This is a genomic window from Aquibacillus koreensis (genome assembly GCF_025154055.1).
GTDB lineage: Bacteria > Bacillota > Bacilli > Bacillales > Amphibacillaceae > Aquibacillus_C > Aquibacillus_C koreensis.
The window spans coordinates 23752-45491 of sequence record NZ_JAOALK010000055.1; the positions used below are offsets into that span (position 1 = coordinate 23752).

The following is a 21740-nucleotide window of genomic DNA, read 5'->3' on the forward strand; positions in this document are numbered from 1 at the left end:
TACACGGGGAGGAAATGAAATGTCTGAGAAGGGTTTTGATTTACATGCGTACCCTTATGCCTCACAGCGAATGACAACAGTCGCGAACAGGGGAATGGTAGCCACGTCCCAGCCATTAGCGGCTCAGGCTGGGTTGGATATTCTGAAAAAGGGTGGGAATGCGATTGATGCTGCAATTGCAACGGCTGCAACGTTAACCGTTGTCGAACCGACATCAAATGGGATCGGAAGTGATGCATTTGCACTTGTTTGGACAAAAGGGAAACTACATGGCTTAAACGCGAGTGGTCCAGCGCCAAAAAATATTTCGATTGATCAAGTAAAAAAACGCGGGCATGAAGAGATACCACTATATGGATGGACTCCAGTTACAGTTCCAGGTGCACCATCTGCTTGGGCAACACTTTCCGAGCGTTTTGGCAAGTTGCCGCTAGAGGAAGTATTGCAGCCAGCAATTGATTATGCCGAACACGGCTATCCTCTTTCACCAACGTTAAGCTACTATTGGAATAAGCTTTTTGAAAAATATAAGCAAGCATTTGTTGGAGAAGAATTTAAGCATTGGTTTGATACCTTTGCTCCAAAAGGAAGAAGTCCAAAGGTAGGAGAAATATGGTCCTCAGCCGCTCATGCGAAAACATTACGAGCGATCGCTGAAACGAAAGCAGAAACGTTCTATCGTGGGGAAATTGCTGATCAAATTGCAGCTTTTTCCAAAAAATATAATGGCTTCTTAACAAAAGAAGACCTAGCGGATTATAAACCAGAATGGGTTGACCCGATCTCTGTGAATTATCGTGGGTATGATGTGTGGGAAATACCGCCGAACGGGCAAGGTTTAATTGCCCTACAGGCACTGAACACGGTAAAAGGATTTACGTTTGATGAAAAGGAATCCGTTGACACGTATCATAAGCAGATCGAAGCTATGAAACTAGCATTTACAGATGGGCAAACATATATTACTGATCAAAAATATATGAAGCAGAAAGTCTCGGGCTTGTTATCGGATGCTTATGCAGAAGAACGTAGACAGTTGATTGGGAATGAGGCACTGACGCCAAAGCCTGGAACACCGCCAAGCGGAGGAACGGTCTATTTAGCAACTGCCGACCAAGAAGGAAATATGGTATCGTTCATTCAAAGTAACTACCATGACTTCGGCTCAGGGCTCGTTGTACCAGGTACTGGTATAGCGCTACAAAATAGAGGGAAGAACTTTTCTTTAGACCCAAACCACGATAATGCCTTGGCCGGTGGAAAACGTACGTACCACACGATTATTCCTGGCTTTTTAACAAAAGATAAAGAAGCAGTCGGACCGTTTGGTGTAATGGGTGGGTTTATGCAGCCACAAGGTCATATGCAAGTTATCATGAATATGATTGACTTTGGATTAAATCCGCAAGCTGCACTTGATGCACCTAGGTGGCAATGGGTTAAGGATAAAAAGATACTGATTGAGCCACATTTTTCTACGGATATTGCCAGAGCGCTTGAACGAAAAGGGCATGACATACAGGTGATTTTAGACAAATACACATTTGGTCGTGGAGAAATCATCTGGCGTGATCAGCAAACTGGTACGTTGTATGGTGGAACAGAGGCCAGAACAGATGGAACAATTGCTTCCTATTAAGGATAAAAGGATTTGATATTAATGAAACAATGGCATATTTTCTTAGCTTTCTTTCGGGTTGGCATGCTTGGATATGGTGGGGGACCATCATCGATTCCACTCGTGAAAAAGGAAGTGGTTGAAAAATATAAATGGATGGATGATGAGGAATTTGCGAACGTCCTTGCATTAGGTAACTCTCTTCCAGGTCCGATTGCAACAAAAATGGCAGGCTATATTGGATACCGTGTTTCTGGAATCGTCGGAATGATCAACGCGGTTCTAGCAACGATTGTACCAACGATTGCAATTATGATTATTTTATTAACATTTTTATCTTCGATGAGTGAGGAACCGTGGGTACAGGGGATGACGCAAGCAGTTGTTCCTGTTGTTGGTGTGATGCTAGCGGTATTAACGTATGATTTTCTAAAAAAAGCAAAAGGCGGACTTGGCTGGATCATTACGATCGTGTTGGCGGTCGTATCTTTAGCTTTAATTGAATGGGCAGGTGTGCATCCTGGGATCTTAATTGGTGTGTTGCTCGTTTATGCTCTCGTTAAACCAGATAAGGATGTTGGGGATGAAAAAGGGCAGCAGAAGGAGGGAGCGTCATCATGATTTATTGGGAGATATTTCTCGCATTTTTTATTCCTGGTATTGTCGGTTATGGTGGTGGTCCTGCTTCAATCCCTTTAGTTGAAAATGAAGTCGTGGACCGGTTCGGTTGGTTATCCGTAAATGGTTTTAGTGAAATGTTAGCAATGGCAAACGCATTGCCTGGCCCGATCGCAACAAAAATGGCTGGTTATATAGGGTATCAACAAGCAGGCATTCCAGGAGCCTTTGTTGGGGTATTTGCAACGGTGGCACCCTCGTTAATTTTAATGATCGTGCTTTTAGGAATCCTGATGCGGTTTAAGGATTCGCCAAAAGTAAAACGGATGACATCCTTAATCAGACCAACGATAGCGATTTTATTAGGTGTCATGGCTTTTGACTTCTTCCGCACATCTTACGTAGATTCCGGCGTGTGGCAAATGATCGGGATCGCTGTTGTTAGCTTTGTGTTGATGGAAAAATTAAAAGTGCACCCTGCGTTTGTGATTGTAGGAGCTTTAGGTTATGGAGCGGTGTTTTTAGGTTAATATGTTTAAGTGAGTCTGCAGTTAGGTGTTTCCTATTGCAGGCTTTTTTTATGTTTGGTTAACAGCAGATAAAAGTTGATCCAAGAGGAATATCTGTTGTAAAAAGTGTTTAAACAACAGGTAAAAGCTAAATGAATAGGAATACGTGTTGTAAAAAGTGTTTAAACAACAGGTAAAAGCTAAATGAATAGGAATACGTGTTGTAAAAAGTATTTAAACAACAGGTAAAAGCTGAATGAATAGGAATATCTGTTGTATAAGGTGATTAAACAACAGGTAAGAGCTAAATGAAATGGAATATCGGTTGTATAAGGTGATAAAACAACAGGTAAAAGCTAAATGAATAGGAATATCTGTTGTAAAAAGTGTTTAAACAACAGATAAAAGCTAAATGAAGAGAGTTTTATTAAAAACACCAAATAGAAGCTGTATTAAAGCCCCATAATAATCGTATAGGTTGAATCGACACCCCTAAACGTGGTTAAATAGTGAAACAAGCATTTGCTGGAAAGAGGCGATAAAATGAAAAAACTATTACAAATAAGTTTAATGAGTCTTGTGTTCGTTCTGTTACTTGTAGCGTGTAATGATGATCAAGAGACAGAACCAGCTGAGGACACACAGACGGGCGATGAACAAGCCCAGGATCAAACAGAGAATCCTAACAGTATTGATATCTCTGATGAAGAGCTTGTTGATGAAGAACAAGTCGTAGTAACTGTGAACGGTGAGGAAGTGCTTGGTAGCTACTACAACATGATGTATAGCCAAACCAAAACGATCCTGACGCAATATGGACAAGATACTACGGATCTAGACATGCTCAAAGAACGCACATTAGATGCGATCGTCCAACAAGAATTAATTGCGCAAGAAGCTGATGAAATTGGTGTCGAAGTGTCAGACGAAGAGGTCCAAAATCAGTTAGAACAAACAAAGTCTAATTTTGAGACTGATGAAGAATATCAAAATGCTTTAGAAGAATTGGACATGACCGAAGAAGGACTTAAGCAACAAATTGTATATGAAATTAAACGCGAGCAATTCATTGAACAAGAAATTCCAGAAGCGGAAATTTCTGATGAGGAGATTCAAGCCTATTATGATGAAGTCGCAAGTCAAAATGAAAATGAAGAATTTCCTGCTTTAGAAGATGTAGAAGCGCAAATAAGAGAGCAATTAGCGATGGAAGAGCAACAATCGCAACTGAACGAAATTGTCCAACAGTTAGAAGAGGAAAGTGAAATTGAAAAAACAATATAGTAACAAAAGAGCTTAATCTATCCATCGGTTAAGCTCTTTTTTTTGTTTAATCGTAAACAATGCGGTATAAAGCATAGGGATGGGAATATAAACTGTAGTAATCTAAGTTTACACAGTAAGCGGTTAGGTATAGTTGAAAATGGGTGTAGTGCCCTGTGAGTGCTAGCTCGTAATACACTTTCTTATCTACTTGTGGAATGGTTGGATGTAGATGGATATCATTGATTAGTTCTGAAGTGTTGGTTAGAATAGCTCTTTTTTTATAATAATCAGGAACAGTGGGGGCAAGTTTAAATCTTGTAATATCACTTGTCTTTTTCTTCAGTCGCTTTGCTATATCAATATAATCGAAGGCGTGAAGGTTAACGATGGATTGAATAATTGCATATTTAAATCGCCAGCTCGTTGATTCATGATCCATCGCTTTCTCTAAGATTATTAGCAAGCGATCTAGTTCAGAATCACTGGTTTTTCTAACTAAACAAGGGATGGGACGATCCATTTTTAATTGATGGGCAGCATCAAAAAATTTAAATCCACCTATTAAATAATACGCTCCATTTTCCTCCTCCACTTCTAGTTTTAACGACTTTTTATTTTGGAGTAAAGCAACTCTTTTTTGTGCTGTTTCGTCATTTACGTGATCAATAAAATAGGAGGTAATTTGACTTCGATGTAGGAATCTGAAAGTTACCACAAAAAGTACCCTCCTTATTTTTTCTTGGCTTCATTTAGACAGTTGTTGACGTAGTATGCATAAACTGTGCAGTACCACTTTCAAGTCTTAGAAATAGTGAAGTGGTGTAACGCCGTTCCGTCAGAATGCTTCGCTTTCCGCGGGCACGGCCTCAGCTAACTCAGTCGCAAAGTACGCTCCTGAGTGGATCTTCGGCTCGCGCTGTTCCCGCAGGAGTCTTCGCATTCTGACTCCACTGTTTTATACTTTCAGGCTAATGGATCTTTTTTAACTTCATTTATGAATTTCTTCTCACTATACAAGGAATCCATACGTAGCGGAGGAAAAATACGAGACTCCAGTGGGAAAGGAACAGTCTGAAGACCCCGCAGTGAGCGCTCTTTGCGAATGAGGAGGCTGAGGCGTTCCCCACGGAAAGCAAGTGTTTTTCCGTAGCGGCGTATTACCACTCATCTGAATTTATATGCGAAAGAGATAAAAGGCTCCTTATATATATATGTACCTCCCAGGTTGTCTCATACGATTTTCTACCAAATTGCCAAAAGTAAAATGGCCACCAACATAAATGCTGGTGGCCTTATAAAAGGAGATCTGTGACCCTTGGGAAATCACATTTGTAGTGTATGTCCGAATCCTGTAATAGAATCCACATCTATCTCGATTTTATAGAAAATGATGTGATAGTCTATCTAAAACTTTTACCATTTGATGTTTTCTATGGACAAACGTTGATGTAGTTGTTGTGCAAATGCTAATGCATGTGGACCATCGCCGTGCAGACAAACAGTATCTACCTTGATCGGAATGGATGTCCCATTCGTATCCGTTACTGTGCTTGTCTTTATCATTTGTAAGACTTGATCGACTGCATCACTACTGTCCGTTAATAAAGCATTCGGCTCCGATCGAGGCGTGAGTGTCCCGTCTGCTTGATAGGTCCGGTCTGCAAAAACTTCATGTGCAACAGTCAACCCAACTTTTTCACCTGCTTCCGTTAGCTTACTATTAGATAACCCGTACAGTGTTAAAGTAGGATCGACCTGATAAACAGCTGTCGCTATCGCTGTTGCTATTTTTTCATCCTTCGCTGCAAGGTTATATAATGCACCATGTGGCTTTACATGAGAGAGCTCACCGTTATTTACTTTGACAAATCCTAATAAGGCACCGACTTGGTAGACAATAAGTTGATACGTTTCTTCAGGTGTTAAGACCATCTTTCGTCTACCAAACCCATTTAGATCTGGATAACCTGGATGAGCACCGATCTTAACACCGTGCTTAATGGCGAGGTTCACTGTTTCGTCCATTGTTTTAGGGTCACCAGCATGAAAACCACATGCAATATTTGCAGATGATATGTATTTCACGATTTCTTGATCCTGTCCAATGCGATATGCACCAAAACTTTCTCCCATATCACAATTAAGATCAATTGTGCGCATGGCCCCACTCCTTCCATTTTAATTGAATGGCAGCTTGTAAACGATTGAGTTGCCGCTCTTTTTCAAGCATTTTCTGTTGCGCTTCCTCCAAGGTACACCTCACGAAATGAAAGGTTTGCCCTGGTCTAATCTGACTCAGTTTTGGAAGGTCGTCTTGGATCACTTGCCCAATTTTAGGATAACCACCAGTTGGTTGGCGATCTGCCATGAGTATGATGGCTTCTCCACTTGGAGGAACCTGTATCGTGCCAAACGTCGTGGCTTCCGTTAGTAACTGCTTGGTTTCTTTATGTTCTAGCATTGGCCCGGTGAGCCTGAATCCCATCCGGTTCGATTGAGGTGTTAGTTGAAAAAGCTCCTCATCTATTGCTGCTTTCGCTTCATCTGTAAACCAATCATATTGCCTTCCTTCGATATAATGAATAACCTTTTTTTCATCGTAAATATAACTGGTTACGTCACTGCTTAAACCCCAGTGGACAGGTGTTCTTTTTAAAGAGGTGCGAATCGGTAGATAGTCCCCAGTTTGGATTGCTCTTCCCTTAAATCCTCCGATTCCAACATGAAGTGCAGTGCTTTTACTGTTTAATGTATCAGCAATATCAAATCCTCCTGAAATAGCTAAATACGTGTAAACGCCATTTTTTGCTGCATGAAGGTCTAAGCGATCACCGGCCTGAATTACTAGGGGTTTGTTAAGTGGTACAGGTTTATGATTCACTTTAGGAGACATATCAGCCCCTGTTAATGCGATGACCATATCTGCTTCGAATGTCATACTTGGGCCAATAATGCTCATTTCTAACACGGCTTCTTTCACGTTGTTGTTGTTTACAAGCAGATTTGCATGTTTCATGGCTAATTGGTCCATTACCCCGTTAGTAGAAAAGCCAAGTGATTGATAACCATATCTACCATCATCTTGTATAGTCGTTAAAAAGCCTTCTTTTGTAAATCTTATCCCCATTATTTTTCCTCCCAAGCATCGAATTGTTGTTTTGTTATTGAATAAAATTGAACACGATCGCCTGGATGCAGTAATGTCGGTGGATCTTCTGTTAGCTTCAAAAGGGAGACTGGTGTACGGCCAATAATCTGCCACCCAGCAGGAGATGGACTTGGATAAACCCCTGTTTGAACTCCTGCAATCCCAACGGAACCCGCTGCAACTTGCTTGCGAGGTGTGCTTTTTCGTGGTGTCGCAATGCTAGTATTCATGCCACTTAAAAAAGGAAAACCAGGGGAAAAGCCAAGGAAACAAACGTTATAAGTTGGCTCGGTGTGTAGTTGAATTACTTTTTCTATCGTTAGATTATTTGTTTGCGCAACTTCATCTAAATCTGGTCCAAGCGTACGATCATAACAAACGGGTATCGCTATTGTTCTCGGTTCCTTGATGTGCTGGTCTGTTTGCTGAAAATAGGAATCTATTACCCGGCATAGATGTGAAAAAGATCGAGGCTCAGAAATACGTAGATCATAATAAATGGTTAGTGTCGTGTAGGCAGGAACTGCTTCGATAAAACCAGGAAATGGGGTTAATGTTAACTTTTTAGATAGTTGGAGAATTTGCTCATATATTTCAACGCTCCACTGGTCACCAAATTCCACGATGATCGCTTGTTCACTTAATGGGCTATAGGTGATATTATGCATATTTGACACTCCACTTCTAAACAAGGTTTCTTTTTATTCTAACTTATTCTACGCTTTAAAGTAACTAGGAAGTATCATCATGCAACAGTTCTAAAAGATTAAGATATTAATAGACTAGGGGTATAAGCATCATAGATTTTGGGCAGGATAATACAATCTTATAAGTTTGAGGTGTGGAATCAGTGGTACGTCATATTTTTGTCGCTGCTATAAGTATATTGTTTTTGGTAGGATGTGGAGCTTCATTACAACAAGAGCAAAGCCAGCAGGTTATACATAATAAAAAACAGACCGCGTTATTAGAGATAAGTAATCAACCTGTGAAAAAAGTAGACAATGTAACCGAACAAGACGAGATTGTAGCGACAACAGAGGAAGTAACAACGGTTGAACATGAAAAAGAAGAGAAAAATCAGAACATATCTCCCAAACTGCTTGTTGAGCTCACAGATGAACTAGACCAAGTTCACCGGCGTGTAGTAGAGAAAATAGAAGCAAATGGGTGGTATGAATCGATCGATACAATTGAACCATCTGTAGAGGAATTTGATCAGGCGATTCGTCCAATCGTTGCCCCTTATTTTACAAAAGCGTTTATTGATCGAGAAGTGATCGGAAAAATGGAAGCATTTTTCTGCTATTGTGATGCGCCAGGACCACTGCAAGGAACGCTCATTCCTGATCTTTTTGCTGACACCGATCAAAAGGGAGAAAGAATTAGCTACAATGCTTATCGACCAGCCAATGAAATGTACACAGGCGCTAAGATAAAAGTCACAGCCGCAAAAGAACAGGATAGTTGGAAAATAGACGCATTTGAAATGAAAGTTAGTTCGCATGAGCAGTCTTTTTCTATTACCTTAGAGCAAGTGCTTGCCTATTATCAAGCAAAAGGGGTAGAGGTTCGCCATATAGAGACGGATCAAGATCGTAATGGAGAAGCTATTTTTATTGTGGAAACTGTAGCAGACGGCAAAAAGATAGCTGTCCACTCGGCCGATTGGTTTACGATTGACTATGATCTGTGGGTAGAATGGTACAAATGAAACGGAGGAGGCACGTTTTATTCCCTAAGTGCTTCCTCCGTTTTAAAATCAACAAGTAATTCTTCTACTAAATTATAAATGGATAATAGTTCATATAAAATAATGATCTCGGCTGTGAAAAACGTAGAAGTATTGCTAGTCTCGTTGGTAGCTAATTCTCGTTTAAGTAGCCAAAACTGTTCCATCAACGAGGTGATTTGCTCTCGATGTTTTTCTAACGAGAAATGATCTGGGTATTTCATCGTATCTGCAATGGTGTACACCGATTTGGTCAATGCATGACACTCTTGATTGGACCAGGTGATTTCGGTGAATGGCGTGTTAATTAAGTTGCCAATATGATAATGAATGAGACGAAGGGCTGCAATCTTTTCTTGCTCGTCCTCAAAAAGCTTTTTCTGTTCGTCGTTGAAGCGGTGATACCTTGCTTCTTCTTTTTGGAAACGGACAAGCATATCGGTTTGGTCTAATTCTCTTTTTAACTTAGCAAAAGTCTGTTTGATAAGTAATTCATTTTTCTCTTGTTTATGTTTATTCGGAAAAATCTCGTTCGTAAGCACTTCTAATTCCTCACCGGTCGCCCGCAAAAGCGAATGAATGTTGGACATGATTTTGCTTGAGTAATTCGGTGGTAACACAAACATGTTTACGAAGGTTGATACAAGCAAACCAATCGATGTCGTTCCAAGTCGAATGAAAAAGGAAATAAGGAAGTTACTATGTATCACTTCGATCATGGCGACAGAGGTTAACGTAGCAACAAGTAAACCGTCACGCAGTTTTAATTTAAAGCAAGTAATAATCGTAAATACAGCGGCGGCTGTATAAGTAATAGGCGAATTCCCAAACAAAAAAATGAAAAATACAGCATAGGCAGAACCTATGGCAGATGCAGGTAATCGAACGATCCCTTTTTTAATAGAATCTGACACAGTAGGCTCAATCGTAACGATTGCAGTAATTACGGCAAAAACTGCTGGCCATCCAATTAATTGACAGATTAGAGAGGTTAAGAAAACGGCCACTCCTGTTTTTACAACCCTACTACCAATAAACTTAATGCGAAATCTGTTCATATGAATTTCCACCCTCATTGTTAGCTCCAATAAAAGTATAACGAACTTTGTTAGCGAAGAACAATGAATTATGAAAACTTTTATCCTATTAAGGCCATCATACCGATAAAATACGGTTTTAAAATGGCTCTTGGAAAAGAATGTGACAAAAAATCAACGCTTTTCGAGCTAGACAACTTGTGATAACAATCAAGTCCTAAAAAATAAATTCGGTTATCGTATAATATCAATGGAAACGCTATCATAATCTGTTATTATATAAACAAATATAATGAAAAAGTAGAGTTGTGGAGCTTACGAACAAAATTCTAGATCAAGCTAAGATTAGGGACAATAGCACAAACGGTTAATTTTTTTGGTGAAAATGAAAAAAATATTAACTTTGTTGTGGCTCTCATCATATACTACAGTAACATCACTCGTTAACAAATGTATAAATACTAGCTGTTTCATGAAACATGGGTAGGCTTACCCAAAGCTTTGATAAGTCAGTAAGTTTCTAATGAGGTTGTTGGTTGAACATTACTGGAAGGGGTGTCGGAATGCTCTCTGTAAAAATGTTAAAACCTTACTACGTAAAGGAAGAAGCTGATTGTATTCGTGTTGTCCTCGCTTATCAATATTTTTCTTTATCATTAGATGAAAAAGTGTATCAATTTGTGCCATTAGAATCGAGAGAAATCAGAGTGAATCGAATTACACAACAAGTTGAAAACGAACAGGACGTGTTTGTTTTCCAAAAAGGGAAGGAATATAGCCGTGTGACGTTATCTGAATTGCTAAAGCTGACAGATTTCAAGAAGCAACTACAATCGCTAATCCAACCTTATATAAATGGAGACAAAACACCAATCCAAGAAGAAAAAATTGATGAAGTAATTATGGAACTGGAAAAAGAAAATATGAAACGCCTGATTGACCGAGCGTTGGAAGAGAGAGATTACCAAACATTTTTAGATTACACAGATAAACTGAATCAAATGTAATAAAACAAGGTGAACGGAGCTGGTTATGCAAAACAGCAGAAGCCTAAGGTTTCTGCTGTTTTGCATGACCAGCATGTGTTATTTTAGGGTGGTATTAATTAATGCAGAGTTTATATAGAGTGCGTCATTAGCATCTTCTGACATTTCCAAAGCAGGAATTCGAAAAGTAGTCAGAGAAGTGTGCGATCACTGACAAGAAAAGGCTACGAGAGCAGAATGAAGTCAGAGAAGTGTGCGATCACTGACAAGAAAATGCTACGAGAGCAGAATGAAGTCAGAGAAGTGTGCGATCACGGACAAGAAAGTGCCACGAGAGTAGAATGAAGTCAGAGAAGTGTGCGATCACTGACAAGAAAATGCTACGAGAGCAGAATGAAGTCAGAGAAGTGTGCGATCACTGACAAGAAAGTGCCTCAAGAGCAGAATGAAGTCAGAGAAGTGCGCGATCACAGACAAGAAAGTGCCTCAAGAGTAGAATGAAGTCAGAGAAGTGTGTGATCACTGACAAGAAAGTGCCACGAGAGCAGAATGAAGTCAGAGAAGTGCGCGATCACTGACAAGAAAGTGCCTCAAGAGTAGAATGAAGTCAGAGAAGTGTGCGATCACTGACAAGAAAGTGCCTCAAGAGCAGAATGAAGTCAGAGAAGTGTGTGATCACTGACAAGAAAGTGCCTCAAGAACAGAATGAAGTCAGAGAGGGATCCAATTCCCAAAAGTTAACTAGTACATTGTTATATATTTTACTTTTTTGTTACGACGGATTTTCCATCAACTATGCATTATCTTATTGATTAGCTACAATAAAGAAATTTATAATGAAAAACAGTTTACAGCAACCGAAAGGAGAGGACAGGTTTGGATTTAGGTTTAAAGGGTAAATCGATAATTGTAACAGCGGCAAGTAAAGGACTTGGGAAAGCAACTGCATTAGAATATGCCAGAGAAGGCGCGCACGTGTTAATTGCTAGTCGCGATGAAACACAACTACAGCAAACAGTGGAAGAGATTAAACAAGAATCAGAAAACCCAAACATACAGTATATCGTGTGCGATGTGAAAAAACCTACAGACATCCAGCAAATGGTACAAGCTGCAGTCGACTGGAATGGAACTGTTGATGTACTAATCAATAATGCGGGTGGACCTCCAGCAGGGACATTTGATCAATTTTCTGACGAGGATTGGCAACATGCCTTTGAGCTCAATTTACTTAGTGTTATTCGGTCCGTTCGTGAAGTTTTGCCGTACATGAAAAAGCAAGGACATGGCCATATCGTAACCATTGCATCGTCTTCCATTAAACAGTCTTTAGATAATTTGCTTCTTTCTAATGTATTTCGTCCAGGGATTTTAGGACTGGCAAAAAGCTTATCACAAGAGCTTTCACAATATAATATTTTCATTAACACGGTTGGACCTGGCATGATTAAGACGGACCGCATCATTGATATAAACAAACAAAAAGCAAAAGAAACAGGTACAACATTAGAAGAAATGATGGGACAAGCGGAACAAACGATTCCTATTGGCCGTCTTGGAGAGCCAGACGAGTTTGCAAAAGCCGTTGTTTTTCTAGGATCGAACGCGAATACGTATATCACAGGACAAGCGTTAATCGTCGATGGTGGATTAGTCAAAGCACTTTAAGCGTTCTTTCTGTAATTGCTAGTTAAAATAATGTAATATGAAAATGAAAGCGGTCATCATTTTCTATCCAATATATTTTAAGGTGGGATAACCAATGAAACAAGTAAAATGGGGAATTTTAAGTACAGCAGATATTGGTAGACAACAAGTGATACCAGCAATACAACGTTCAAATAATGGAGAAGTAGTCGCAGTTGCTAGCCGTGGTGAAAAGGCGAGACAGTTTGCACAGGAATTAAATATTCCGAAAGCATACACAAACTATGAAGAGTTATTAAACGATCCAGACATTGATGCAGTGTATATTCCACTACCAAATAGTCTTCATAAACATTGGGTAATTGAAGCTACGAAGCAAGGGAAGCACGTATTATGTGAAAAGCCTGCAGCACTTGATTTTGAAGAATTGAATGACATGATAGATGCAGCCAACTCCCATGGCGTTAACTTCATGGAAGCATTTATGTATCAGTACCATCCACAACATGAAAAAGTAAAAGAAGTAATCGCGTCAGGTGCGATCGGTGATGTAACATTACTACAAGCTAGTTTCTCCTTCTTATTAAATGATGGGAACAACATTCGATTAAACCCGGATCTTGGTGGAGGAGCATTGTATGATGTTGGTTGCTATACGATACATTCGCTTTGCTACATATTAGATCAACAGCCTAACCATCTATTTGCTAGTGCAAAGATTCATCCTGAGTTTAAGGTTGATACAACAGTTGCAGGAACATTATCGTTTGATAATGGCGTACAAGCAAACTTCGATTGTAGCTTTGATTCTACGTTCAGACAAAAGTATCAGGTAGTTGGATCGGAAGGAATCATTGAAGTGTTCGGTCCATACAGACCAGATGTGACTGAAACAGGTTCCGGTCTTGTTCGCGTGACAAAATCGAATGGGGAAGTAGAGGAGTTCAATATTGAAGCTGATCAATATAAACTTCAGGTAGAAGACTTTGCTGACGCAATCATCGAAAACAGACAGCCGAAATATAATAGTGAAAAAATGATTAATAACATGAAAGTATTGGATGCTGTTTTCAAGTCGATTGAATCAGGAAACCGCATTACTTTATAAATAGGCGAAAATAAGCTGGTACAAAAGCGTTCGAACTAATTCAAAATTGAACGTATGTGTAACCACCGCTCCTGAAATATACTTCGCTTTCCGCGGGAAGCCGCTGAGCCTCCTCGCGCTTCGCACTGCGGGGTCTCACCTATGGCTTTTTCATCCCGCAGGAGTCTACGTATATTTCATCCGCTAAAGTATAACTTGTTCGGATTTTTAGTTAGCTACTTTAGTTATGTCCCTGCTTCTTTTTTTATACGAAATGGTCAGGTCCAATTCTGAAGTCAACAAAAAAGGCATCCCATTCAATGAATGGAATGCCTTTTCTCTATCTAATTTCTCTAAAAATATCCGCTACTTTATTCACAACATATCCACTACCACCAGATTTTTCTTCTACATGCTCAACCATCATTGCAATGATGATATCCTCTTGTTCTGGATAGGAGACAAACCAGCCATTCTCTTGACCATCTTCATCTTGAGAGGACTTCAACTCGGATGTCCCCGTTTTACCTGATAGTTTAATATCTTCCATATTAGCACCACGTGCCGTTCCATTTGATGCCGCAACGACTTGTCGCAGCGCATCCTTAATGACTTGGACATTTTCACTCGATACGATATTGTCTTTCCATACCTGTCCGTTATCTTCTTTTGAATCCAAAATAGGCTTAATCATCTTTCCGTCATTCAAAAAAGGTGTATAGGCTGTTGCTAAGTGTAAAGCGCTCATTTCCATTTCTCCTTGCCCATAGCCACTATCGGCAAGCAATATTTCTCTGCTAAGACTGCCATCTGAAGAGATTTGGCTTTGCTCAATTGGATACGTAAATGGAAATTCTTCGCCAAGTCCAAAAGTTTTTAATCCGTTGACGAATGCTTCATCGCCTAATTCTATTGCTTTTCTAGCAAAGAATATATTGTCAGATCGGATAAGTGCATCTGTTACATCAACTGGTCCGGATGATTCGGATACCCTTCTTACTTGATAGTTCCCCCAGCCATCTTTCGACCAAGTTAATCCATCAATGTCGATCCCTTCACCAGGGACAATCGCACCGGCTTCTAACCCGATCGCACTTGTGATTGGTTTGATCGTGGAGCCAGGTGAGAAGTTTGCTGCGAATCGATTAATCAATGGCGTCTGTGGATCATTTTGCAGTTCCTCCCAAGCTGTTTGACTAATACCATAAGTGATTTGATTCGGATCAAAAGCAGGACTACTAACTAATGCCAGCACCTCACCAGATTTTGGATCAATGGCAGCTGCCGTTCCTGCATCATCTTGATAAGCCGTATAGATTGATCGCTGGATATCGGCATCAATCGTAAGTGTGATATTTTCACCATGCTCTACAGGTTTTTCAGCTAGTAGAACATCATCCTTACCTTCATTTCGAACGAGTATTTTTAATCCCTTTTGACCTTTTAAGCGTTCTTCATAAAGTTGTTCTAACCCTCTTTTACCAATCAGGTCATTTTGGGAATACACGTCAGGATCACGATCTTCTAATTCTTCAGCTGTAATCTTTCCAATATATCCAACGAGGTGTGCTGCCGCTTTTCCTAACGGGTACAATCTGCCTGTCGTATCTTGCTTGTAGACAGGCTCAAAAGCGAATAACTGTTCAAGCAGTTCTTTATTAGAAGTTGGGACTTTTTTCAATGGAACAAATGTATCATCCTTCACCCAACTAGCACCTAAGGCGTTATCAATTGCCGCCACATCCATTTCGAGAAGCTCCGCAATCTTTTGTTTTGTTTCGTCACCGTTTTCCCCAAACTCGCCAGGGACAACACCAATCTGATAAATGACTTCATTCACGGCTAGGCCATTATGTTTTTGATCAAATATTTGACCGCGTGCTGGAGTTGTTGTTTCGAACACAATGTCTCCACCATCTTTTAATTCTGGGAATATAAAACCTGGATCCCATTCAACATACCAATTTTTTTGTTCTTCTTTTTCCAGTTGCACTAACGTTATATCTGATTCAAAAGAAATAGGACCTGCTACAGTATCCATCTCCACCTGCAACGGGAAAGTTGCTGTAGGTATTGCTTCTTCGGTGTCATTTGTTTCTTCCTCCTGATCTTCTTCTGTAGGAACTTCAAAAGATACAGTCAGATTATTTACGTCAAGATCTTGATAGATTTTTTGATAACGATCGACGTAGTCCTCGGTTCCATATGTCGTTTTTGTTTCATCTGCTAACATATCGTACATGTCGGAGAAACTTTGCTCATTCCACTTGGTTACATAATCATCTAATCTTTCTTCTGGTGTTACTTCTTCTTCGTCTGAACATGCAGCTAATACGAAAACTAATATAAAAGTCGATATTGCTATGTACTTACGCAAAAGCCCAACCCCCTTGGTAAAAGATTGATTTATTTACCATCATCATATCATATACAAGCAAGTTCACGTATATGTTTGTTTCCTATTATTGGAATAAAATTAATGAATTGTGTTCCAATCAAAAAAGCCACTCTATCTCCAGAGTGGCTTTCCCAATTACTTTGCTTCCATATGCGTTTTTATTTCCGTTTGAATGCGATCCCACTCTGCATCAGGAACAACGTAATACCAAATGCGACCAATGGTACTGCCACTTCCTTCTATCTGGATATTATTAACGTTTTTTCTTGTTTGTCTATAGTCAGAGAATAACGTCTGCAGGTTATCCATCTCTAAATTTGTTTTCACATTACCACCAAGAATATCAAGAATATTTCCAACCTTTGTCACGCTAGAGAAGTCTGCAGCCTCATCAATTGCAGCCTGGATTACTTGTCGTTGTCGATCATTTCTGCCAAAATCACCACGTGGATCCTGCTTACGCATACGCGTGTACTTTAAAGCTTGCTCCCCGTTTAAACGGATATTCCCTTCAGCAAATGATTCACCGTCTTGATCAAAGGCAAAGCTGTTATTAACGGTAACGCCGCCAATTGCATCGACACCTTGAATGAAGCCTTCCATGTTAATTTTGGAATAAAAATGAATCGGCACATCTAATACTTGCTCTACCGTATTTAATGTTAAGTCTGATCCACCAAAAGCATAGGCATGATTAATTTTGTCCATTCCACGACCAGGAATATCTACATACGTATCACGTGGAATACTCATCATTATCATGGAATCGGTCCTTGGATTTAATGACATGAATACCATCGTGTCTGAACGACCTTTGTCTGTTGACCTTTCATCCACACCTAACAACAAGATATTAAACGATTCCTTGGATTTGAAAACATTATCCATTTCTTTTTGTCTTTCCATATCCCGTGACAGTGGCTCATGCATCGCTTCCACTGCATTATCGAGCTGGGTATATACATAAACACCGTAACCTATTCCGAGAAGGAGTAAAGTTAATATAATTCCGCCAATCCAATAGAGCACCTTGCGTTTTTTACTTATTTTCTTTTTTTCGATTCTACTAGGCATAGCCATTCTTCCTTTACAATCAAATTGAAAAACATATCACGTAATTATATGTGACAACAAGACATTCGTCTATATACTTTTTGTCAAAAAGCGCACATTATGAGTTTTTCTAAAAATAGTGACGAAATATGTGGCATAAAAGTTACAAAAAAAATCGAGACATGGTTATCCATGACTCGAGATTAAATTTATTCTGTATCAATTGGTTTTGCATAAATAATATAACGATCAGGTGCATTCCCGACGTACGAAAATGGATAGCAGGTGGTGATGACCAATTCTTCATCTGGAGCGGTTGATTTTATAATGGTTCGGTCATCTGCATCCACAATTTTTGAGCTTACCATTTCATACGTAAAGTCACCATAAGGCAGTCTCATGACAAAAGTATCGCCGACTTTGAGATCGCCTAACGAGCGAAACACCGTATCTCTATGGCCTGACAAGACAATTTGATCCTGTTGCCTTGGATATGCTGAGCCTTTGTAATGCCCAACCCCTTTTTCTAAATCATCCGGATCTGTACCTTCTACAATTGGTAATTCCGCATCAATGCTAGGAATTTCAAGAATACCAACCGTATCCCCTGTATCAGGAAAAAAGTCTTCAGGAGCTATCTTTGATTTTTCAAGATTACTTTGGTCAGCATTTACTAGTTCTCGTGCTTCCATTAAGCTTTCTTTCTCTGCTGCCTTCGTCTTCATGATTTCGTATCCACCATAAGCTAATAAGGCAAGTCCTGCGATCATAAATAAAATTGCTATTTTCTTCATCCAATCGCTCCTAAAAAAATCATTTATATTCCTATTATACTAATAAATATGTAAGCGTATCAATCTATAACTAAGCAGTTTTAAAAAGATTGTTATTGTTGACTGAAATTCCAAAACTGTGCAGTACGCATCATAGTCTTAAAAGTAAAGTGTTGTAACGCCGTTCCGGCAGAATACTTCGCTTTCCGCGGGCACGGCCTCAGCCTCCTCAGAAGCAAAGTGCGCTTCTTCCGGGGTCTTCACCTCGCGCTGTTCCCGCAGGAGTCTCCGCATTCTGCCTCCACTGTTTAGGCTTTCTGGTTATTGATTCTTTTAGACTTATTTTTGCATCTGTTTTTCGCAGAAAAGTAATACTTCTGGGAATTACTTGAAAAAGGAAATTTAGAAAGTGTAATTATATTACTAGATTAGCGCTTGAAATTTATCATTATCTTTGAGTAGTTACTAGCGGATCGAGTTAAATTGGCGACACTCCAGCAGGAATAGCGCGGGCTGAAGATCCACTCAGAAGTGCACTTTCTTCTGAGTTAGCTGAAGCCGTGCCTGCAAGAGGAATCTGAACTTAGAAAAATCAGGGTTCTGGGATTTTTCGTGATTCCTCCTCGGAAAGGGAGCCAATTTCACTCGAGGAGCGGGTGCGTTAGTTATGTTGCATTTTACAACAAATCTGAATTATAGAGTGTGACATTGTTTATGAATTACTATAAAATTAATGATTAATTCAGGAATATGTTCAATATATTGACATAAATTTTTATTAGAACAAAAGATATGGTAGAGACTATTCTGAAAAATCAAAATTAGAAGTTATTCGACAAAACAAGTCACACACAACACCATATCTATAGTATAGAATAGACTTATATAAAATAAAATAATTGCTTCTTCAGTAAAAGGGCAAACTTATTGAAAAATAAGGACGCAAAGTAACAGGTCTAAAGCGTGATGCAATGATGGCTGTGCTGCCTGAAAGAGTGTGTAGGAGGAAGTCTTATGCAACAAATTCTTCATAAGAGCCTTTTAGACAATGAATGGGTAGAGTTGATGGAAGAAGCACAAATGATCGGTTTGACGGTTGAAGACGTGCGGCAGTTTATTTCAGCCAATAGTGAACGAAAATAAAAAAGAGAACAAAATTGTGCTTAATATAGAACCATTCTTCATGTTATGATATAATTCATCTTGAAAGAGGTGAATGGCGTTGATCGGGGACAAAATTAAAACATTACGCAAAGAAAAAAAGATGTCATTATCAGAACTTGCAGAACAAGCTGGCGTAGCAAAATCATACTTGAGCTCTATTGAGCGCAATTTGCAATCAAACCCATCCATACAATTTGTTGAAAAGGTTGGTAGCGTACTTGGCGTATCTGTCAATGAGCTATTAATGAGTGAATCGGACGAGGTGTTAAGACGCCAATTAGATGAGGAATGGCTAAAATTAGCCCAAGACGCCATGAACTCTGGAGTATCAAAGCAACAATTTAAAGACTTTCTTGAATTTAACAGATGGAGACAAAAGCAAGTTGATGAATAGAATGCATACATAAACCAGCAATGCTTGCTAAGCATTGCTGGTTTTTAATGGCATTTTAGACTGCTTGTACGGATTTTTTCTTCCGCAAACTTATGTAAGCCATTCGTTTTTTCGTAACAAAAGAGATGCTTAGACCAAGTAAAAATCCTACTGCTACATCGGACGGGTAGTGATGTCCAACAAACACACGAGAAAACACAACTAATAAAGCAACAACAAGAACGATTATTTTAATTGTTTTTTTAAAGCTCGAGAATAAAAACACACCTGCAAATACTCCCGCGATTAATGCCTGATCGCTTGGAAATGAAGGAGAAGGTTCTTTTGAAATCAGGATATCTACCTCATGTTCTACAAAAGGTCTAGGACGATCAAAGACTGATTTTAATACCTTATTCAAACCTAAAGCAATAGCAAGCGTGACAAAACCAGTAACACCAACTTTTCGGTATGTCGGGAAAAGTAAAAGAAGAAAAATAATGCTAATAAATAGGATATACCCCCAACTTGAGGATTGACTCATGATCCAGTCTACACTATCATTTTTCCTAGCAAGATCATGGATCGAATGAAATAATCTTACATCTATCATAACCACCCCCTAAAAGATAATTAAAGATTACCATATAGAAAGTTTCAAATGTAGTATAAAAGGAGAAATACGATGAAGAAATGGCTGTACTGGCTTTTACCGTTCACTTGGATGGGCGTGATTTTTTACGCATCTGCCCAACCGTATCAAAATCAAGATATCAAACCTTTTTTATCATCCACAATCGATTTGTCATTTTTAACACCCTACTTAGAAGGGCTTAGCTTTACATACCATCAATCAGAAGTTAGCATCGCAACGCTAGGCGTCAATGGTGTTGTTGAATTTTTTGTGAGAAAAGGAGCGCATGTGACTGTCTTTTTTATTTTATGTCTAGCGTTTTATATGGCATTTAGAAAAACTACGCATATCAAGTTTTGGCGACTGATCGAGTATTCCCTTGTGTTAACGATCATGTATGCAGCGATCGATGAAATTCATCAAGGGTTCACCCCAAACAGAACCCCGTATATTGGGGATGTTTTTCTGGACAGCTTTGGTGCAATCTTAGCTGTAATTACAATTATACTTTTCCAGTGGATTAAGCGCCTACGTAAGCCATCTGTGAAGTGAACGAATATAACAAATTCTACATAAGATGTAATGGGAAGTTGAAGGTAAATGCGATCAGTGGGGTGATTATTTGGAAGAACAGGAGATTTACAAGAACGTGTTAGAAAGCATTATCGATCAGACAGAGAACTTTCAAATTAATAACACAGAGGAGTTAGTTCATCAACTAATTCATGAGTTAGATCACTATCAGTTGCCGAGATGTAAGCAAAACAACTAGTTTACGACACTCGCCATATTAGAAAAACACGCAGTCTCTCGTTCTTTTGCGAATGTGTTGGTTTTTCTAATTATAACTTTTCAACGGATAAAAAAGGCTGTACCAAAGCGTCATTTGGTACAGCCTTTTGCTCTTATCATAGCCTGTCGAATAACCATTTCCCAGGAAATATTTTGTCAATTGCTTGAATCACCATGTTGATCGACATCTATTTCCATGTAGGTGGTTGTTCCTTCCGTTATATCGACCTGATCACTAGTCAAATCTATCATCCATGTTTTGAATGTCTCTTCCTGATCTTTTTCTACAAAAATTGACAAACGTACGAACTCGGCATAGTCAATGTTGTCTAATATGTAACTCGATTGAATTAAGGCATTTTCTAATTTTCCTAATAGGGAGTAATCAGCTTTTACGATCATTTCCTTCATCAGTTGACGCTTTACAACACCTGTTGTGTTAATTGCTTGTGACGTAGTGCTAGAGTAAGCACGAATGAGCCCGCCTGCACCTAACTTAGTCCCGCCAAAGTAGCGTGTGACGACAACGGCTGTATCCTTTAAGTTCCGCTTTTTTAGTACTTCTAAAATGGGAACGCCTGCAGTACCGCTTGGTTCTCCATCATCATTCGCCTTTTGTATTTGGTCGTGTTCTCCAATCATATAGGCAGAACAATTATGGTTAGCATCACGATGTTTCTTCTTGATATCAGCAATGAATTGTTGTGCTTCTTCTTCTGTTTCTACTCTTTTTACATAACCAATAAAACGTGATTTTTGAATGATAATTTCATCCGATCCTTCAGGTTTCACAGTGAAATATTTATTTAACATAGGTGTTAAAACCTCCTAAATTCAATTATAATGAGTATCAATTCATCGCGCAAATGTATTATAATTGGAATATGTTGAAGAATGGTTAGAAA

The 21740-nt window shown here is 39.2% G+C and carries 22 protein-coding genes and 1 riboswitch; of the genes, 12 read left to right on the forward strand and 10 right to left on the reverse strand.

Annotation, left to right across the window (positions count from 1 at the left end; genetic code table 11):
* Window positions 1-19: 19 nt before the first annotated feature.
* The 4 genes from NYQ66_RS15875 (at window position 20) to NYQ66_RS15890 (ending at window position 4029) form a co-directional block, all read left to right on the forward strand.
* Window positions 20-1639: a gamma-glutamyltransferase family protein gene (locus tag NYQ66_RS15875; protein WP_259870786.1), complete on the forward strand. Its 1620-nt coding sequence runs from the start codon at window positions 20-22 to the stop codon at window positions 1637-1639.
* 21 nt (window positions 1640-1660) lie between these two features.
* Complete coding sequence (locus NYQ66_RS15880) at window positions 1661-2239, forward strand: chromate transporter (protein WP_259870789.1); 579 nt, start codon at window positions 1661-1663, stop codon at window positions 2237-2239.
* A complete protein-coding gene (locus NYQ66_RS15885) occupies window positions 2236-2766 on the forward strand; it encodes a chromate transporter (RefSeq protein WP_259870791.1) in 531 nt (176 codons plus the stop codon). The genes NYQ66_RS15880 and NYQ66_RS15885 overlap by 4 nt, the downstream gene beginning before the upstream one ends.
* A gap of 522 nt (window positions 2767-3288) precedes the next feature.
* Window positions 3289-4029 (forward strand): SurA N-terminal domain-containing protein, encoded by a 741-nt coding sequence (locus NYQ66_RS15890; protein ID WP_259870793.1) that lies wholly within the window; start codon window positions 3289-3291, stop codon window positions 4027-4029.
* A gap of 46 nt (window positions 4030-4075) precedes the next feature.
* Here NYQ66_RS15890 and NYQ66_RS15895 read toward each other — a convergent pair whose 3' ends face one another.
* The 4 genes from NYQ66_RS15895 to pxpB form a co-directional block, all read right to left on the reverse strand.
* Window positions 4076-4726 (reverse strand): hypothetical protein, encoded by a 651-nt coding sequence (locus NYQ66_RS15895; RefSeq protein WP_259870794.1) that lies wholly within the window; start codon window positions 4724-4726, stop codon window positions 4076-4078.
* 698 nt (window positions 4727-5424) lie between these two features.
* Window positions 5425-6171: a 5-oxoprolinase subunit PxpA gene (locus NYQ66_RS15900; RefSeq protein ID WP_259870796.1), complete on the reverse strand. Its 747-nt coding sequence runs from the start codon at window positions 6169-6171 to the stop codon at window positions 5425-5427.
* The gene (locus NYQ66_RS15905) at window positions 6158-7138 is read right to left on the reverse strand and encodes a 5-oxoprolinase subunit C family protein (RefSeq protein WP_259870798.1); all 981 of its coding nucleotides are present in this window, start codon (window positions 7136-7138) and stop codon (window positions 6158-6160) included. The genes NYQ66_RS15900 and NYQ66_RS15905 overlap by 14 nt, the downstream gene beginning before the upstream one ends.
* Complete coding sequence (gene pxpB, locus NYQ66_RS15910; RefSeq protein ID WP_259870799.1) at window positions 7138-7827, reverse strand: 5-oxoprolinase subunit PxpB; 690 nt, start codon at window positions 7825-7827, stop codon at window positions 7138-7140. The genes NYQ66_RS15905 and pxpB overlap by 1 nt, the downstream gene beginning before the upstream one ends.
* 182 nt (window positions 7828-8009) lie before the next feature.
* Here pxpB and NYQ66_RS15915 point away from each other — a divergent pair, with 182 nt between their 5' ends.
* A complete protein-coding gene (locus NYQ66_RS15915; protein ID WP_259870800.1) occupies window positions 8010-8873 on the forward strand; it encodes a hypothetical protein in 864 nt (287 codons plus the stop codon).
* 17 nt (window positions 8874-8890) lie between these two features.
* Here the strand turns inward: NYQ66_RS15915 and NYQ66_RS15920 are convergent, their stop codons facing one another.
* A complete protein-coding gene (locus NYQ66_RS15920) occupies window positions 8891-9949 on the reverse strand; it encodes an aromatic acid exporter family protein (RefSeq protein WP_259870801.1) in 1059 nt (352 codons plus the stop codon).
* Window positions 9950-10464: 515 nt separating this feature from the next.
* Here NYQ66_RS15920 and NYQ66_RS15925 point away from each other — a divergent pair.
* The 3 genes from NYQ66_RS15925 (at window position 10465) to NYQ66_RS15935 (ending at window position 13669) form a co-directional block, all read left to right on the forward strand.
* Window positions 10465-10935 (forward strand): IDEAL domain-containing protein, encoded by a 471-nt coding sequence (locus tag NYQ66_RS15925; RefSeq protein ID WP_259870802.1) that lies wholly within the window; start codon window positions 10465-10467, stop codon window positions 10933-10935.
* An 855-nt stretch (window positions 10936-11790) separates the two neighbouring features.
* Window positions 11791-12582: an SDR family oxidoreductase gene (locus NYQ66_RS15930; RefSeq protein ID WP_259870803.1), complete on the forward strand. Its 792-nt coding sequence runs from the start codon at window positions 11791-11793 to the stop codon at window positions 12580-12582.
* A gap of 94 nt (window positions 12583-12676) precedes the next feature.
* A complete protein-coding gene (locus NYQ66_RS15935) occupies window positions 12677-13669 on the forward strand; it encodes a Gfo/Idh/MocA family protein (RefSeq protein WP_259870804.1) in 993 nt (330 codons plus the stop codon).
* Window positions 13670-13988: 319 nt separating this feature from the next.
* On the opposite strand, the gene NYQ66_RS15940 is transcribed toward NYQ66_RS15935, so the two are convergent.
* From NYQ66_RS15940 to NYQ66_RS15950, 3 genes are all read right to left on the reverse strand, one after another.
* Window positions 13989-16025, reverse strand: a complete 2037-nt coding sequence (locus NYQ66_RS15940; protein ID WP_259870806.1) for a penicillin-binding transpeptidase domain-containing protein — start codon at window positions 16023-16025, stop codon at window positions 13989-13991.
* 156 nt (window positions 16026-16181) lie between these two features.
* Window positions 16182-17120, reverse strand: a complete 939-nt coding sequence (locus NYQ66_RS15945; RefSeq protein ID WP_259870807.1) for an LCP family glycopolymer transferase — start codon at window positions 17118-17120, stop codon at window positions 16182-16184.
* Between the two features lie 188 nt (window positions 17121-17308).
* Complete coding sequence (locus NYQ66_RS15950; protein WP_259870808.1) at window positions 17309-17893, reverse strand: class D sortase; 585 nt, start codon at window positions 17891-17893, stop codon at window positions 17309-17311.
* 886 nt (window positions 17894-18779) lie between these two features.
* Window positions 18780-18863: riboswitch (cyclic di-GMP riboswitch) on the forward strand.
* Between the two features lie 23 nt (window positions 18864-18886).
* Between NYQ66_RS15950 and NYQ66_RS15955 the strand changes: the two genes are divergently transcribed.
* Both NYQ66_RS15955 and NYQ66_RS15960 read left to right on the forward strand, forming a co-directional pair.
* Window positions 18887-19015, forward strand: a complete 129-nt coding sequence (locus NYQ66_RS15955; RefSeq protein ID WP_259870809.1) for an anti-repressor SinI family protein — start codon at window positions 18887-18889, stop codon at window positions 19013-19015.
* 79 nt (window positions 19016-19094) lie between these two features.
* On the forward strand, window positions 19095-19430 hold the full coding sequence (locus NYQ66_RS15960) for a helix-turn-helix domain-containing protein (RefSeq protein ID WP_259870810.1): 336 nt from the start codon (window positions 19095-19097) through the stop codon (window positions 19428-19430).
* Between the two features lie 55 nt (window positions 19431-19485).
* Here NYQ66_RS15960 and NYQ66_RS15965 read toward each other — a convergent pair whose 3' ends face one another.
* The gene (locus NYQ66_RS15965) at window positions 19486-20022 is read right to left on the reverse strand and encodes a phosphatase PAP2 family protein (protein ID WP_259870812.1); all 537 of its coding nucleotides are present in this window, start codon (window positions 20020-20022) and stop codon (window positions 19486-19488) included.
* A gap of 72 nt (window positions 20023-20094) precedes the next feature.
* Between NYQ66_RS15965 and NYQ66_RS15970 the strand changes: the two genes are divergently transcribed.
* Window positions 20095-20595, forward strand: a complete 501-nt coding sequence (locus NYQ66_RS15970) for a VanZ family protein (protein ID WP_259870814.1) — start codon at window positions 20095-20097, stop codon at window positions 20593-20595.
* A gap of 97 nt (window positions 20596-20692) precedes the next feature.
* Complete coding sequence (locus NYQ66_RS15975; RefSeq protein WP_259870815.1) at window positions 20693-20815, forward strand: hypothetical protein; 123 nt, start codon at window positions 20693-20695, stop codon at window positions 20813-20815.
* A gap of 176 nt (window positions 20816-20991) precedes the next feature.
* Here NYQ66_RS15975 and NYQ66_RS15980 read toward each other — a convergent pair whose 3' ends face one another.
* Window positions 20992-21648, reverse strand: coding sequence for a YigZ family protein (locus NYQ66_RS15980; RefSeq protein ID WP_259870816.1), 657 nt, complete (start codon window positions 21646-21648; stop codon window positions 20992-20994).
* Window positions 21649-21740 lie beyond the last annotated feature (92 nt).

Excerpts from the sequence above, each read along its gene's own strand:
- NYQ66_RS15875 (WP_259870786.1), top strand. The coding sequence starts at position 20 with ATGTCTGAGAAGGGTTTTGATTTACATGCGTACCCTTATGCCTCACAG.
- NYQ66_RS15880 (WP_259870789.1), top strand. The coding sequence starts at position 1,661 with ATGAAACAATGGCATATTTTCTTAGCTTTCTTTCGGGTTGGCATGCTT.
- NYQ66_RS15885 (WP_259870791.1), top strand. The coding sequence starts at position 2,236 with ATGATTTATTGGGAGATATTTCTCGCATTTTTTATTCCTGGTATTGTC.
- NYQ66_RS15890 (WP_259870793.1), top strand. The coding sequence starts at position 3,289 with ATGAAAAAACTATTACAAATAAGTTTAATGAGTCTTGTGTTCGTTCTG.
- NYQ66_RS15900 (WP_259870796.1), bottom strand. The coding sequence starts at position 6,171 with ATGCGCACAATTGATCTTAATTGTGATATGGGAGAAAGTTTTGGTGCA.
- NYQ66_RS15905 (WP_259870798.1), bottom strand. The coding sequence starts at position 7,138 with ATGGGGATAAGATTTACAAAAGAAGGCTTTTTAACGACTATACAAGAT.
- pxpB (WP_259870799.1), bottom strand. The coding sequence starts at position 7,827 with ATGCATAATATCACCTATAGCCCATTAAGTGAACAAGCGATCATCGTG.
- NYQ66_RS15920 (WP_259870801.1), bottom strand. The coding sequence starts at position 9,949 with ATGAACAGATTTCGCATTAAGTTTATTGGTAGTAGGGTTGTAAAAACA.
- NYQ66_RS15935 (WP_259870804.1), top strand. The coding sequence starts at position 12,677 with ATGAAACAAGTAAAATGGGGAATTTTAAGTACAGCAGATATTGGTAGA.
- NYQ66_RS15945 (WP_259870807.1), bottom strand. The coding sequence starts at position 17,120 with ATGCCTAGTAGAATCGAAAAAAAGAAAATAAGTAAAAAACGCAAGGTG.
- NYQ66_RS15950 (WP_259870808.1), bottom strand. The coding sequence starts at position 17,893 with ATGAAGAAAATAGCAATTTTATTTATGATCGCAGGACTTGCCTTATTA.
- NYQ66_RS15955 (WP_259870809.1), top strand. The coding sequence starts at position 18,887 with ATGCAACAAATTCTTCATAAGAGCCTTTTAGACAATGAATGGGTAGAG.
- NYQ66_RS15965 (WP_259870812.1), bottom strand. The coding sequence starts at position 20,022 with ATGATAGATGTAAGATTATTTCATTCGATCCATGATCTTGCTAGGAAA.
- NYQ66_RS15970 (WP_259870814.1), top strand. The coding sequence starts at position 20,095 with ATGAAGAAATGGCTGTACTGGCTTTTACCGTTCACTTGGATGGGCGTG.
- NYQ66_RS15980 (WP_259870816.1), bottom strand. The coding sequence starts at position 21,648 with ATGTTAAATAAATATTTCACTGTGAAACCTGAAGGATCGGATGAAATT.